This is a genomic window from Pseudomonas sp. MAFF 730105 (assembly GCF_055380705.1).
In genome coordinates, this window is sequence record NZ_AP018438.1 from 2,858,989 (window position 1) to 2,872,997 (window position 14,009).

The following is a 14,009-nucleotide window of genomic DNA, read 5'->3' on the forward strand; positions in this document are numbered from 1 at the left end:
GTCAGTGATGCACGCAAGAAAATCTATTTTATGAAAGGCAGCGTCAAATGACTCTGCTGCCCTGGTTTCTTGGGTTAATCTCCCTGGCTTGGTTGGGATTTTCCGGTTATTTCTGGCGGTCAACAAACGAGATTAAATGTGTTTTATCGATAGAAAATCTTCTAGCCTTGTGTTTGCTTCAGGCAGGTGCAGTTCTTCTCGAGGAAGAGAGCAGTTGGCTGGCGATGGGCAGGCTGGCGCTTACCGGCTGATAGTCATTTCGCCGTGGCCTTCGACGGGCGTGTTCACGCCCGAGTCTGGGCTGCTCTCAAGCGGTAGGTCGACGCATGGCGAGAATAGCCGCGCCGAAGCCGATGAACGTCGAGCCCACCAGCCTGCTGATCCACACGGAGAACGCCGGGCGGGTCAGCAAGCCTTTGACCTGAGCTGCCGCGAGGGCGTACACGCTCAATGATGTCAGCGACAACCCCATGAAGATTGTCGTGAGTAGCAGGAATTGCGGCAGCAGCGCTGCGCTCTGGTCGATGAATTGTGGGAACAGGGCGGTAAAGAACATGGTTGCTTTGGGATTGGTGGCGGCGGTGAGGAACGCCGACTTGTAGAGCTTCATTCGCGACGGGGCCGCTGCTTTTCCGTCCGGCTGCACATCCTGGGCGAGGATCGGACGTTTGTTGAACAACTGCTTCGCACCCAGGTAGAACAGGTAGCCGGCCCCCAGGACTTTCACCGCGTTAAACATCCATTCGGAGCTGGCGAGCAAGGCGCCCAGGCCGGACATCGCTGCCGCCGACAAACAGAACAGTCCGCACGCATTGCCCAAGGATGACCACACCGCGTAACGCGGCCCGTACGCCAGACTGTTGTTGATCGCCATTAGCGTCGCAGGTCCAGGGCTAGCGATAGCAATCGCGGCGACCAGGGTAAAGGCCAAGACTGAGTGCAGTTCCATGTTTTCACGTTCATAAGTGGTTGGCGGGGAGGGGCATAGTACAGGACTCTCTGCATCTGCCTGATGCCGAGCGCGAAAAACTTGGGCTCTGGGGCGAGGCAAGGGCATTTCGTCGATGAAGCTGACGGCATGGGGCAGGTCGTTGAAGAGGGTTTTGAGGCCAGCGCTTAAGGGCTGGCGTTGGTCGCCTTCGCCGAACTCCAGAGGGGTTGTGCTTGACTGCACAGCGTCGAGCGCCGCGATGACCACGGGGGCGTGCAGCGGCTTCATGCCGGCGGCGACCAGTTGCTCGGCGTAGGCGACGCTGGTGGCGTGGAGGGTTTGTTGGGCGGCGATGCGGGCGGCGTTGTCGCGTTGGGTGAGTTCGGCTTTGAGTCGGTGGTTCTCTGCTTCTAATGCTGTGGTGTTTGGGGCGATTTCGCTGAACTCGATGACGCCGGGTTCGCCTTCGGCCAGCTCGATGGGGCGCAGGCCTTTGACCGCCGGTGGTTGGGCGCCGAGGAAGCCGACGTGGCGCAGGTAGTAGACGCCGGGCACGGGGTTGTTGGCGGCGGTTGGGTGGTAGAAGGACGCGGAGATTTTCTTGTAGCTGCCTTTGGCGATTTGCTCGGCGAAGGAGGTGTCGATTTGCTGGGGCTCGGCGATGAGGCCCTGGGCGGTGGCGGTCAGGGATTTGACCCAGCCGGCGGCCGGGGCGTCGTGTTGCGGGTGGCCGATGACTAGGGGGGCTTCGTGGAGGGTTGGGTTGTAGGCGGCGACGGTGGCGGCCAGGTCGGTTTCGGTGAAGTGGAAGGTGGTGCCGCATTGGGCGGTGTGGGTGCCGGGTTTGAAGATGTGGAGTGGGTTCATGGGGGCTGCGCTTGATGGGGATGGTTTGAGCAGTTTCGGGGCTTCGGGCGGGTTGGGCTTTTAATCGGGATTAGGGAGGTGGTGCCCCGAGGTTGGCGTGGTTGAGATGGACTAGAACGTCAGCGGAAGACGCGAACTTTTGCGAGCAGGCGTCGGCTTTGATGGGCGCATTGGGGTTGATCGCGGATGATGAGGTCGGCTGCCGAGGGGCAAGGCCTCTGACGCGTTTTATAACGTATTTATGCCGGGGATCTGAGGTTGCCGCCGGGCAACGTGAGTTGGGCTGGTGCACGCGGGCGACAGGCGCTTATAGCGCTGAGTGGCTCGACGCCCTCTTACCGGGTGGGCGAGTCGGCGGCTATGTAGGTTTGGGGCTACAAAGGTCCGACTCGGCCTCACGTTACAGGCTGGGTGCTAGCGTGGATCGACGTTATCCAACGCCCGGTTTGCCAATAGCTCGCTCAGCTCGATCACCTGCTGGATACCCAGCGCAACGTGTCGGCGCGACCCGTCCAGGTCGAACGCCAGGTCGTTGATCATAGCGTTGGCCGAGGCCAGGTTTTCGCTGAGGTTGGCGAGCAGGCTTTCGGTGTCGATGCCGGGGATGACAGTGAAGAGCTGACCTGGTGGTGGGTCGGTTTTGGCGTCGGTTTCTTTCGGTTTCAGATAGAAGTCCAGTGCACGATCGTTGGCTTCTTGGACTTTCTTTGGGTCGAGGCCGTGGGAACTGGGGTCTGTTTGCGGAGGGTTGGGAGTTACTTTGAACATAGTTGTGACTCTAAGAGGTAGTGGAGCCGCCTTGTCTCGCTGCTAAACGAAAAAGGGTGGCGGCTGTACGCGGGTTAGCAGACCGGACCTCTTAACCGGCAGACCCGAAGGTCTCCCGCGCACAACCGCCATTACATAATGAGCGGGCTCTAAGCCTGCCGGCATATGTGTGGCACTGTGCGTCAAAGGTTCTGGGCTGCTAAACCCGATCGCTGATTTTCAGCGACTCGGAGACAATAGAAGTCGGGGCCATGGCGCACAAGCGGGCGGATTCTGGCTTAGTTGTAGGCAAAGGCGCAAGGTGGCGTAGCCTTGGGACTAGGGCTCGGTGTTACGGGCTACGTATGGTCGCAGGACTCGATGCATACCGTCATTAGAACCAGAGACGGCCCCTCGTGTTAACTGGGCCTCGCGAGGCGCTCATGATGGCGGCGTAGGTCGATGTCCACTCTGCGTTGAGGTACTCGTTCCAATCCTGTGGGAATTGTTCGTGGTTGTTCATGGGGGCCGGATCAGACGTAGGGAACCAGGCAGTCTGTGCGGGACCAAGCTAGCCCTTTACAGTTACTGTGGTGCCTTATGGGGCTAGCGTAATGACCGGTAAGCTGCCGTTCTTGAAGAGCCGCTACCGGTCAATACAGAGGCCAACGCCTAGCAATAGCGCAGTAATATTTACTAGCTCTCCTGTAGTTTTTGTCTTAGTGGAAAGCTATTTTTTACTACCTGATTTATTTCTTCCTCGGTAAACCCAATGACTTTCAGAAAGTGCAAGTTAAATATGGATTCCATTTTTTTACAAAGAACCCAAAGATCTCTTCCCTTGGCAGACTCCTCTTTCAAGTCCTCATTGTAATGAGTTAGATAATTTCTTGTGTCCACAATTTTTCTTAGCATCTTGTTTCTCTCTGCGCTCGTTCCTAGGTGCTTTTTAAAAGGCTCTATAATTCTTTTTAATCTCTTGCCAAGATTGATTTCGTTTCCATGCATTAGTCTGCCGCGTAACCACTCGACGTGCTCTTCTGGACACTCACTAAGGATTTTTTCAACCACTACCTCAAAAGACCTTGGCTCCATCAGCGTTTCGCTGCTGGTTCTTCGATGGTAAGTCTCTAGCCCTTGTGCTAACGCCAAAAATTTACCTTCAAGGTATTTTTGAGCGCCAGTTTTTGTCGAGAAATATAAGTTTAACGCTGGGTATAAATACTCATAAGCGTTTAACCAGTTATTGAGCACCTGCTGGGCGTTAACCGTAATGGTACGGAAGCTAAAAAGCATTGAGTGCCAATCTTTTTTTGGTTTTTTTTCAGTAAATGGAATGCTTTGATAGTAGATTGATATTGGGGCGGGATATTGTTTGTTGTTCACGCTATCCTGTATTTCAGACGAGGTCGCCGTAACATTTTGCAGGGTAACGATCTCATCTATGGCAAAGCACATTAAATTGGTTAATTTAAAGGCGATAATTCTAAATTCACTTAGCTCGCGCAATTCCTCTGAGCTGAGCCGAAAGTAGGCTCGCTGAGTGATTTTGGCCTCTGTGATATGGGGGAACCCTGGTAGGGTATATGCGAAGCAAATTTTAAGCGTCATCCCGTTATCGAGAGAGAAATTTTTTTCTTTGGGCGGAGAATAGTTAATTGTTGCAGTCCCAGCACTCCAGGTACTATCTACGTTAATGCCGCTAATACCAATCCATTCATCTAAGCAGTCGACCGAAAACGAAAAAGTATTGAAAGTTACAATTTCATCCCTGCCCCATGCAGCCCCGCCGAAAACTATACTTGCGCGAATTCTAGATTTAGATATGCCGCCAAATGAAATGTTCTTTTCTATATAAAAGCAGTCATCGAGAGTTACCAGTCCGACTTTTTCGACGTGACCAACTATTCGGCTTACACTATCATCCTTATTTAGTAAGCCGGCACCATCATTGAAATGACCAATAATTTCTAGTTCAATTTTTCCGCCATTATCAAATGATAGTATCCCGGGGATTTTGCTCCCTTCCTTTTCAGGCAGCCAGAAGTAACCTGTTTTTTTGTATTCCTCTTCAATTCTCATATCATATCCCTTTTAAGTTTAGCTAAAAATAGGTACTAGGAGAGGCAGAGAAAATATCACTTGCAAGATACTCCATGTCTCGAGTCCTGGCAGAGCCATTCCGGAGTTCGCCCGCTGCTGCCCGTTATGACAGAAAACGATCAAAAGCGGACTGAAGAATTGGGTGCTCACGAAACTTTGGATAATGTAAGCGATTTTAAAATAGAGCTAGTCCTCGCTACAGTGGTTGTCAGGTGCGGTAGGCGACTCACAGATCTATCGGCTAATCTCTACCGAACTATCTGAGGTCGTCAGGAAAATCACCATATGGTCCCCCAACGCCCCATGCCTACGCTTGACGCCACCAAGCTTCGTGAGAATGCGCTTACCTCCATCCGGTTAGGCGTCGAGGACTTCGAGCGCTGCAGGCACCCTGAGGGAGATCCAGCGCGGGCGCTCTCGGCTATTCGAAATCTCTTCGCTGGAGTACTGCTGCTATTCAAGTACAAAATTGCTACGTGTGTCGATGATCCTGCTGATGCGGCGGCTCTGATCTTCAATCCGCCGGAGGTACTGCCTCATTCAGATGGCAATGGAGGTATCGACTGGATACCAGTCGGCAAATTCAAGACCACCACAATCGATGTTGGAACGATTCAAAAGCGTTTCGAAGCTTTTGAAATCGATGTTGACTGGGATGTGATCGAGAAGCTACAGGCGTGTCGCAATCATCTGGAGCACCTGCATCCAGCTCACACTTTAGGTGAGGTGGCCGATTTCGTGGCTGAACTATTCCCAGTGCTCCGGGATTTCATTCAGACAGAACTGGGAGAATCGCCAGCAGCAATTCTTGGCGATGTCTGGCAACTGATGCTGTTGCATCACAGGTTTTTTGTAGACACCACCCACCAATGCGAAGAGGCTTGGGCAGAGGCTTGTGTGCCAAAAGGGATCGAACCATGGCTGAAAGAATGCAAGTGTCCGGAATGCGCTTCCGCCTTATTAGCACCTGCGCAAGAAAACCTGGACGCAGGCGATACGGTTGAATCCAACGATGATCGCTTTCAGGCTACATGTATCGCCTGCGGATGCGTAGTACTGATAGCCCAACTCATGATCGACGCGTTAGAGAAAGCCCATAGCTATGATCCACGTGACGGGGATGAACCCCACCTAGAACGCTGCAATCAATGCGGCAGAAATACGTTCCTAATTCATGAGCAGTCCTGTCTGTGGTGCGCTGCGGAACTTGAATATACAGAATGTGAAATATGTGACGAAAATTTGGGGCAAGAAGACCAGGACAACGGCGGACTTTGTTCCTATCATGCTCATTCTTATGAGAAGTTCATGAGAGATGATTGATTAAACATAGACACAGCTTATACCCATCCCTAGATGCCTTTGTGGGCATCCTTGAAATTACAGTGTATAAGGATGCGATGCGCTGGACAGTAAACATCTATCCCCTTATAAAAAATAAAGGGATAGACTTTTCTTGGAAAATTACTTCGAGAGAAAAAACTTTAAATTTGAAGGGAAACGCCATAAACGGATCTAACCTGATTGTCGTATTTCGAGCAACCGGACCGAGCTAATAAACGTTGGACGTGAGCATCATAGATCCCTCCAGCTGGGCTCAACACCTTCAAGGTATTAGTAACCAATGGCTCTACGGCCGTTTCAATTTGACTCATATACATCTTAGCCTGATCAGCTAGGCGACTCAGTTTAGTTGGGTCCCGATCCTTGTCCAAGATCATACGATCGGTTGATTTTATCAGGTTTCTGAATGTAGCGAAGTGAGACTGAGATTTCTGAAATTTTTCCAATAATTGGTAATCAATAGGAATCGAAATCAGATGATCAAATGCATTGCTCCATGGATAATTGATGATTCCTTGATCTCGGTGCTGTGCGGTAACCAGCTCTCGCCATCTCGAGCCACTGTCCGTGACCAATACCGAACCAGTGACTTGCGCTACAAATAATGCCATTTCATAGTTTGGCCCCATCCTAAACTGAAACAGCTGACTTGCCTTATCAGAGTCTAGTGGTTGCAGCATGGTCAGTGGTGAATTTTCCGAACTTTTCTCCAGCTCAACGATAGCATCTTCTGCATGTTTCTCAGTTAATCCGAATTGACTAACCAGCACTTTAATTTTCACATCCCTCGGCATCAACGCCATCGAATTTAGTAAATCTTCAGTCGTTAATCTGAAAGATAGTTTTTTATCTTGTTCGGAGGTTATGTCAGGAGTGCGTGGCTCCGCACGGGCACTAGCCATTTCCATCATTGCGCTCATCAAATCAAGGTCGAACTCAATGGGATTGGGGATAAGATTTACTAAGCCAAGCCCGATAAAAGGCTCCATGTTCAGCATGAAAAGAAAGTCTTTCAATGCCTGATATTTATGTTTTTCTGGCGACTTGACTGGACTGAATTCCGGCTTGATATTATTAGGGTTGATTATTGGGTTTTCTATTAATAGCTCATCAAATAAAGTTGCCATTGGCAGCGCATGTGTACCAATCGTTCGAACATCTAAAATCCCACTGTAAAGCGCGCGAAATTTCCCATCGGACTTGGGTAGCAATGAATAGACATCAGTTTCACGGGGCCATAAAGTAGAATAGAATTCATAGATCCGTGATATTTGGATGTTGGATAGCTCACGTCTGACGTCCACCCATGTCTTACCACTGTCGAGGCCTAACACTCCCCGAATACAATTACAAAATGCCAGATTTCTCTCTCGAATGCTTGCCACGCTCCAAGTCGTTCGAAGATCTATAGGAATGCTCCGGCAACAGTTTTTGTACTTCCGACCGCTACCACAACCACAAAAATCATTACGTCCAATCTGAGCCTCATTAATGTTCTTGTTCAGTAGTTTATTTTTTGGCGTTGTCCTGCCAAATGCGTCTTGATAGTGAACTGAGCCATCATCAAAACGCGCATAGATTTCCCCGCCGAATCTGTGAAGTTCATTCTTCGGCGGCAATAGCACATGCTTAATTTCACCCCAATCACATTTAATATTGTTTTCAGGATAAAGCCATTCTTCTTTTCCGGCGGCTACCGATGAGATAGCTCTACTTTTGATGATGTGATTGATTTGGCTGACTTCAACTGCCGAGAGCTTGCGAGAGCTAATGAACTCAATGGTGTTTACCATACTTGGGCGAAAACGAGTAGGGTTGGTTCGTTGTTCGAGAGGATTAACATTATCCGGTTTTTTGGCATACTCAAGATTTGTTAGAATTAAACAACGGTTCTTGCTTAGCGGAAATATTGTCTGCGAGCCCTTTAATGAGATATCTGGATCATCTGGATATCCGCACAACTTTGATGATGGAGGGCATGCGTAGTTATAAACCGTGACGGGATGGTCGGAAACGATGAATTTAATATCGGAGTCCTCGGCTGACACTAGCTCCCGCACTCCTTCACTCCATAAAGTGCAATGCATTGAGCGTAACGACTGCATCTCCATCATAAGTTGCAGCTGACTTAGCTCTGGATATTTACTTTTGATCCAATCCAGCCCTTTAGGGGTTCGTAGTTTTTGTGCATCGAGATAAATAAAAAAATTTTGAAAATTATGATGCCACTGGGATTGGTCGTTGCTCAAAAAAGCGCGAATAGCTTTGGAGCCATTATCATCAATAGGTCCGAATAGCTTGTGCTCTATATCGTCATTTATTTCGGCACCGAAAAATGTTGAATACAGGTCTTTTCTATAGAATTGTTGAGCGGGTGTATGCCACCGTTTAGAAATTACTGTTTTGGTATTGCCATTCTTCAAATCTATTTCTCGATGCGAGAGATAGCAGAGCTGGTCGTCTCGATCTTTCATAAAACCTTTTTGATACCATTGCGGTACAAAATGATTGTCTCTGGTTTTGCTTGTTGCACCCCGATCAGAAAAATCCCCCTTCATTTAATGTTAGTCCTTTTTGTCAGAATTGATTTAATGGGTGAACATAGTGCTTAAGGCTACGCCGGTGAGCCTTTATATACTAGTTGGGCTAATGCTAAATCAAGGATGGCCTTTTCCGCTTCAGGCTGCAGATTGCCTTCAGCATCCATTGGTAGATACGGACGGCCCGGAATGTCACCCCATAGCTGTGGAAAGTCCGCCTGATCTCCACCGAACTGCATCATCGCCGCATAAGGCTTGTTGCTTCCCACCAGCGCCGAGCTGTCCGTGACTTGAGTGGTGATCGAAGCAGCCAAGCCGGCAGCGCTGACTTGCAGGATGTTACCGGGCCAATGACCGGTCTTTGCCCGGCGCTCGGTGGTAACGTCGGAAAGCCGGGGCCATTCGGGCCGACCTTCATGTTCGAAGTTCTCGTCGGTCTGGCTGGCGAGTTCGGCGGCCAGGCTGTGCATGAGGGGGGTGAGGTCGCCGATGGCCTTTTCCACTTTGCTTAGGGTTTGTTGCAGGTGTTGGTGGTTCAGTTCGAGGGTGAACATGGGATGGGTTCCGCTCTGGGGGTGTGGTGGGGCTGGAAGTGTTTGGGGCTGCTTTGCAGCCCAGCGGGAGCAAGCTCCCTCGCCACGGAAGAGCTTTAAGATCAAAAGATCGCAGGCTGCGCCAGCTCCTACAGGGGGTGCGGGGTTCATGCGGTCGGTGGTGGATTGGCCTGTTTGCGTTTTAGGGCTTCGGCCAGGCCGGTGCCTGGGGCGTGGTTGAAGCCGGGGTCGGTGCGGAATGTGATGGCGTGGCCTTGGGCGTTGGTGATTCGCAGGCCCGTGACGGTCGCGGTTCTGGTCTCGCCGGTGCGTTTGTCGGTGCCGGTCTCGACGGTTTCGGTGATGGTTTTCCCGTGGCTGGAGATGACGGTGAGCCCGCGACGCTTGACGGCGGCCTCGCTCAGGGCGATGACGCGGCAGCGGCAGTTGAAGCCGTTGGGCGGGAAGATGGTTGACCAGATGGGGTCGTCGTGGCGGAAAACCTGGCCGTGCATGGCCCGGTGGCTGCTGCGGGTTTTGCCGTCGAGGACGGCGATGTACATCCAGTATGGGTGGGTCTCGGTGGTCTGTTCCAAGCCGGCTTTGCGGCCGGCCATGTAGGCGCTTTGTAGGTTGGTCTGGTAGATGGTTTTTAGGCGTCGGGGGCTGCCGAGTTGGACGGGCTCGGCGTTGCCTTGGCTGTCGACGACCACTTGGCGGCCCCACCAGCCTTGGGCTTGCAGGACGGGTTTCAAGTTGGCGGTAAATTGCTGGAGGGTTTGGCCCTGTTGTAGGGCGGTTTCCAGGGCAGCACGTATGTCGCTGAGCAGGTCCAGGCGCATGGCTTTGGCGACGGTAAATGCGTGGTCGTGGGCTTGGTCGAGGATGTCTTGCCAATGCCAGGTGATGGTGTAGCCCTTGGCTTTGAGGTAGGCGATGGCGTTGGCGGGTTCGAGGCCGAAGATGGCCTTAAGGTCTGCGGGGTTGAGCTGTTTTGTGGGGTTGGCCATGTCAGTCTTCCCGGTCTGTGGTTGCGCTTAGGCGGCCCCAGGTGTCGGCCAGGAACAGGCGGTTGGCGAGGTGTTCAGCCAGTTGGTTCAGGGGTTCGGCCGGTAGGCTGTTGATGGCGTGGTCCAGCGCGGTTTGATCCGCTGCCGGGTGTTGTGTCGGTTCGGCGAATTCGGTTTTTTCGTCACGGGCCGGTGCTGGCTGCAGGTCGCCGTCCTGCAGGTTGTAGGTGCGCTGCCAATAGGCGTGGGTGAACCGCACGCCGGACTCGGTCAGGGCCTTGTCGCGCTGGGCCAGGCTTTTGTCGATTTCTTCTTGTTGCCACAGGGCGTACTGAGGGGCCGCGACGTCGGGGCCGAAGTTGATGTCGACGACGTGGCGTATGCAGGTGTTGAGGGCCGCGGCGGCAATGCCGGCGTCGCCGTCGCGGATGTCTTGGGTGACTTCGGCGCCGGCCGTGGCGCTGGCGCGGTTGCTGTCTTTTTCGGTGGTTTGGTTTTGCCCGAGCATGGCGACGTTAATTTCGCTGCGGCAGTACTCCAGCAGTTGCCGGTAGACGTCGGCGCTGCCGGCTTTACCGGCGGCTTCGATGATTTGCACGCTGGCGTCGTCGGGGATGGCGGCGACGGCGTCCTGGACCATGGCTTCGAGGCTGTCGAGCAGCAGATGGGTTTCGTCGTCGCTGGCGCCGCGCGGGTGTTTGCCGATGACCCAGGGGCTGCCGTATTTTTCGGTGAACTGCACCCAGAATTTGAGGCCGCCTTTCATGAAGGTGGCCGGCCAGAAGCACATGCTCAGGTCCGGGAAGCCGTAGGGGTTGGCGTAGGTGGCGTCTTGGCGGGCGACGATGAAGCGTTGCGGGTCGCATAGCTCGCCATCGGGGCCGGCGTCTTTGGCGCGAAAGCGCAGCGCGTTGTTTTGGTCGTAGAAGAACCATGTGGCGGATGTTGCCGGGGTTGTGGTTGCGGATGCCGCGGGGGGGGGGCGGGTCGCATGGGGGACGCCTCCTGTCGTGGCGCCCTTTGGGTTGGGCGCTGGATGTGCTTACGCCGTTATGGTGGGTGGCTTGGGCTGGAGGGGCTTTTAATCGGGTTTAGGGAGAGGGTTAGCGGAGCAGACAACAAAGATATTCTGTTGAGGTAAGCTGGGCAAACCAGCATCCGAGTACGTAGGTATGGCACAACAGCCGCCTAGGTCTATGCGTTAGCTCAGACATCACGAGGTCAAAAAATGGAAGCTGACAACTCGATGGTTGGATCGATCGATGAAGAGATGCGCGAGATTATGCGTCTACTGGAGAGCGCTGAAGGTACTCGTGAATTGCCACGACTCCTGTTGGGTCCCAGTAAGGAGGATCTCGCCCTGATCGGCGAGCTTATCCAAATGTACTGCGTGGCAGACGCATTCTGCCGTGGGCTCATCGCCATGCTTCAAGAGCGTCGGTTTGGGACTCCAAGTGATTCGGCATACTCGCTGAACGATACCGACGTCCTGCTCCACACAAAAAAAGAAGCTCGTGAGACTGCCCTGAATATCGACAAGGCCGGCATCATCTCCGCGGTGGAGACGTTTGAGATGCACAGAGTGTTCCGACACACATTCTCTCACTGGGTCGTTCAACGGTACTCGGATGGGAAGCACCTAGTGGCTCTCTCGAGAAGCGCGCCAGACGCAAAAAAACGCGATGGTATCGCGCTGGAAGGTGGCAACGCGAAGCTGATGGTTTTCCGGATTGACCTGCTGATGACGGAGCTGGCTAAAATCAAAGGCCACTGCAGATTTTTGTCGCAACTCCACACTTATCTGGAAGGCACTCCTGCAACTTATGAATGAGACGAAATAGGTAGGGCTGCGCCCTCATAGGTATCACGTCCCCATCTGCGAATACCATCAAAACGCCTTCAGAATCCCAGCCATATGGACAATCATGTCAGCTTATGGTTGAGACTGAAAAAAACGCATCCATCGTGCTTAGGTCTGCAACGTTAAATCTGCCATATTGAATCAGTCATAGGGGCGTTTGTGGCTGGGCTCATCACAATTATCTTGTGAGGAAAGCAACGGAGGGTCTTCGACGTGTTCCCATTCCAAGTACCACTCGTATGTTTCGTTGTCAGCCTTGAGTTCATGTTTAACCGTCCAGCCAAGCTCCACTAGCTTTTGAGCCCTGTGAGAGCCGTGTGCCTTAGTCATTCTCGGGGCTTTCATAATTGTCATCGCTTGTATGATTGCTGGGGATTCACTACTTTGGGCCTGGCATGCGTGTCTCATCCCGCACCTGCATCAGCGCAAATCCCAGCAGATTCAAGCCTTTCCACAAATTCGGATTGTTCGCATCCGCGTTGTCCTGTGCGAGCCCTATACCCCAGATGTTATCAACCGGGCTGGCTTCGACAATAATCCGCGAACCAGTTTGTAGAAGATATTCGTTCAACTGCGGATTCTGAGAGAACTTGGCCTGATTCGCTCGAACGACGATGTCGTATCGGTGCTGCAGCCAAACTTTATCATTGAAACCGCGCACGTTGCGGCCAAGGGCTTTGGCGGCATTTGGAGTAGGTGCGTGGAGCACCTGCGCACGAATTTCCTGATCGTCAAACAAGGCTGCTTTCTCGGCCATCATGAAGTGTTCGGCAGTCGGGTAATGTTGCCCCTGGACAGTGAACCCAGCCTCGAACCATTGGCTGAAGCACGAAGCTGTGACGACAGTTTTACTACGCTGATGCCCCCAGAAAAACGTAAAGCTCAGCTGTTCTCCAGCGTTGAAACGGGCGCACAGCTGTTCGAGATGTTCAGAGTCGTTCAATTAGATATCCTCGCTAACAGGCTCGAAGTTAAAGCTATTGTGCTGACCAAGGCAACCACGAAGCTTGGTAGATCGAACGTCCACCGATTGAGGCATCATCGCACCTCTTCAATCTAATCAAGATCAACCGATGCCAAACACTTTGAAAACTTTGGCCTGCTTCACGATGCTTTGGGCCACATTAGCCAGTGCAACTTCACCGTGTACAGGTGACGGGTGCATCGACGAAGCATCGGCGTCCTTTGTTGCGCCATTTGATTTTATGGAGGCCAAGTGCTCTTCGGTGAATCCTGGTATGCGGGTGCGATACTCTGCGGTGGCCGCCCATTTCCTACAAGATTCAGATGCAGATTTCCTCAAAAAACTGCGGGCTTCGGAAGCCTACGCTCGCGTGTTCGCCGAGATAGAGTCGAAGGCAAACTCCTTAAATTCAGATGAACTCGGCAACGCTTGTGAGGCGTTTTCGAAAGAAACCAAAGCCCAAGCCGTACGGACGCGCTGACGGTTATCAGCCGGGCAAGGTAATTTCCTACCGAAACTCAGATCCTTGTTGGCGCAGCACTTTTGACCTAGGGGTTCGCACTTTGCAGGCAGTCAGCTCGGTTGAGTGTGTACTCATCCAAGTGGCTTTGGATCGAGCCGAGAATCGGCTCTGTACCGCCTTGGCGAACGGCAGTCACTTGGGCCTGCCACCAGCTGTTGGCAAAGACGGCTGCCGAGGTGCACTTGCCTAAGGGTTGAAACACGGAGCGACCGAATTGCGCGTAGCCCTCTTTAAGCAATTCTTTGAATACTTGGCTATGAGCGGCCAGTTCAGGGAGCTGGTTGGCCTCGAGTAGGTGCATCCCTTCAGTCATCGCGCTATCCAGTTGCGATAGGTATCGGGTTGCACTGCTCAAGGCCTGTGCACTGGCGCGGTTGTGCCGGGCTGTGGGGGGCAGTGCTTCAGTTTCGATGCCTGGTGAGGGAGCACTCGGTTCGGGTTTGTTCGGCAGGAATGCATATGCCATGAGGCTTGCGATGATCAACCAGCCGACGATCAATGCGATTTTTTCGGCGGCGGGCCGATCTTTCCATGGTGTGGTGTGTTTTTTCTCAGATATTGAAACCTCCTTTTAACGTGTCGTTGG

General features: G+C 52.6%; 12 protein-coding genes and 2 pseudogenes. 4 read left to right on the forward strand and 10 right to left on the reverse strand.

Annotated features, from left to right (window positions below; translation table 11 throughout):
• Positions 1-47: 47 nt before the first annotated feature.
• Positions 48-251: a hypothetical protein gene (locus tag PCOSP_RS12835; protein ID WP_464711540.1), complete on the forward strand. Its 204-nt coding sequence runs from the start codon at positions 48-50 to the stop codon at positions 249-251.
• Between the two features lie 56 nt (positions 252-307).
• On the opposite strand, the gene PCOSP_RS12840 is transcribed toward PCOSP_RS12835, so the two are convergent.
• The 4 genes and pseudogenes from PCOSP_RS12840 to PCOSP_RS12855 all read right to left on the reverse strand — a co-directional run bounded on the left by PCOSP_RS12840 (position 308) and on the right by PCOSP_RS12855 (position 4,627).
• Positions 308-949, reverse strand: a complete 642-nt coding sequence (locus tag PCOSP_RS12840; protein WP_139642213.1) for a LysE family translocator — start codon at positions 947-949, stop codon at positions 308-310.
• 216 nt (positions 950-1,165) lie between these two features.
• Positions 1,166-1,798, reverse strand: a pseudogene (locus tag PCOSP_RS12845) (phage protease); the annotation flags it as partial.
• A gap of 414 nt (positions 1,799-2,212) precedes the next feature.
• Positions 2,213-2,566 carry a DUF6124 family protein gene (locus tag PCOSP_RS12850; RefSeq protein WP_464711541.1) on the reverse strand — a complete coding sequence of 118 codons (354 nt, stop codon included), beginning with the start codon at positions 2,564-2,566 and terminating at the stop codon, positions 2,213-2,215.
• A gap of 675 nt (positions 2,567-3,241) precedes the next feature.
• Entirely contained in the window at positions 3,242-4,627 is a 1,386-nt protein-coding gene (locus PCOSP_RS12855) for an ApeA N-terminal domain 1-containing protein (protein ID WP_464711542.1), read from the reverse strand.
• Positions 4,628-4,933: 306 nt separating this feature from the next.
• Here PCOSP_RS12855 and PCOSP_RS12860 point away from each other — a divergent pair, with 306 nt between their 5' ends.
• Positions 4,934-5,971 (forward strand): hypothetical protein, encoded by a 1,038-nt coding sequence (locus tag PCOSP_RS12860; protein ID WP_464711543.1) that lies wholly within the window; start codon positions 4,934-4,936, stop codon positions 5,969-5,971.
• Between the two features lie 161 nt (positions 5,972-6,132).
• Here PCOSP_RS12860 and PCOSP_RS12865 read toward each other — a convergent pair whose 3' ends face one another.
• The 4 genes and pseudogenes from PCOSP_RS12865 to PCOSP_RS12880 form a co-directional block, all read right to left on the reverse strand.
• Positions 6,133-8,550, reverse strand: a complete 2,418-nt coding sequence (locus PCOSP_RS12865) for a DUF4238 domain-containing protein (protein ID WP_464711544.1) — start codon at positions 8,548-8,550, stop codon at positions 6,133-6,135.
• Between the two features lie 56 nt (positions 8,551-8,606).
• Entirely contained in the window at positions 8,607-9,086 is a 480-nt protein-coding gene (locus PCOSP_RS12870; RefSeq protein WP_464711545.1) for a phage virion morphogenesis protein, read from the reverse strand.
• Between the two features lie 146 nt (positions 9,087-9,232).
• On the reverse strand, positions 9,233-10,075 hold the full coding sequence (locus PCOSP_RS12875; protein WP_464711546.1) for a phage head morphogenesis protein: 843 nt from the start codon (positions 10,073-10,075) through the stop codon (positions 9,233-9,235).
• A 1-nt stretch (position 10,076) separates the two neighbouring features.
• Positions 10,077-11,003: pseudogene (locus PCOSP_RS12880) on the reverse strand (phage portal protein family protein); the annotation flags it as partial.
• Between the two features lie 300 nt (positions 11,004-11,303).
• Here PCOSP_RS12880 and PCOSP_RS12885 point away from each other — a divergent pair.
• Positions 11,304-11,906, forward strand: a complete 603-nt coding sequence (locus PCOSP_RS12885; RefSeq protein ID WP_464711547.1) for a hypothetical protein — start codon at positions 11,304-11,306, stop codon at positions 11,904-11,906.
• A gap of 409 nt (positions 11,907-12,315) precedes the next feature.
• Here PCOSP_RS12885 and PCOSP_RS12890 read toward each other — a convergent pair whose 3' ends face one another.
• Positions 12,316-12,879, reverse strand: a complete 564-nt coding sequence (locus PCOSP_RS12890; RefSeq protein WP_464711548.1) for an NADAR family protein — start codon at positions 12,877-12,879, stop codon at positions 12,316-12,318.
• A gap of 130 nt (positions 12,880-13,009) precedes the next feature.
• On the opposite strand from PCOSP_RS12890, the gene PCOSP_RS12895 reads away from it, so the two are divergent.
• Positions 13,010-13,381 carry a hypothetical protein gene (locus PCOSP_RS12895; RefSeq protein ID WP_464711549.1) on the forward strand — a complete coding sequence of 124 codons (372 nt, stop codon included), beginning with the start codon at positions 13,010-13,012 and terminating at the stop codon, positions 13,379-13,381.
• A gap of 67 nt (positions 13,382-13,448) precedes the next feature.
• Here PCOSP_RS12895 and PCOSP_RS12900 read toward each other — a convergent pair whose 3' ends face one another.
• Positions 13,449-13,922: a hypothetical protein gene (locus PCOSP_RS12900; RefSeq protein WP_464711550.1), complete on the reverse strand. Its 474-nt coding sequence runs from the start codon at positions 13,920-13,922 to the stop codon at positions 13,449-13,451.
• Positions 13,923-14,009 lie beyond the last annotated feature (87 nt).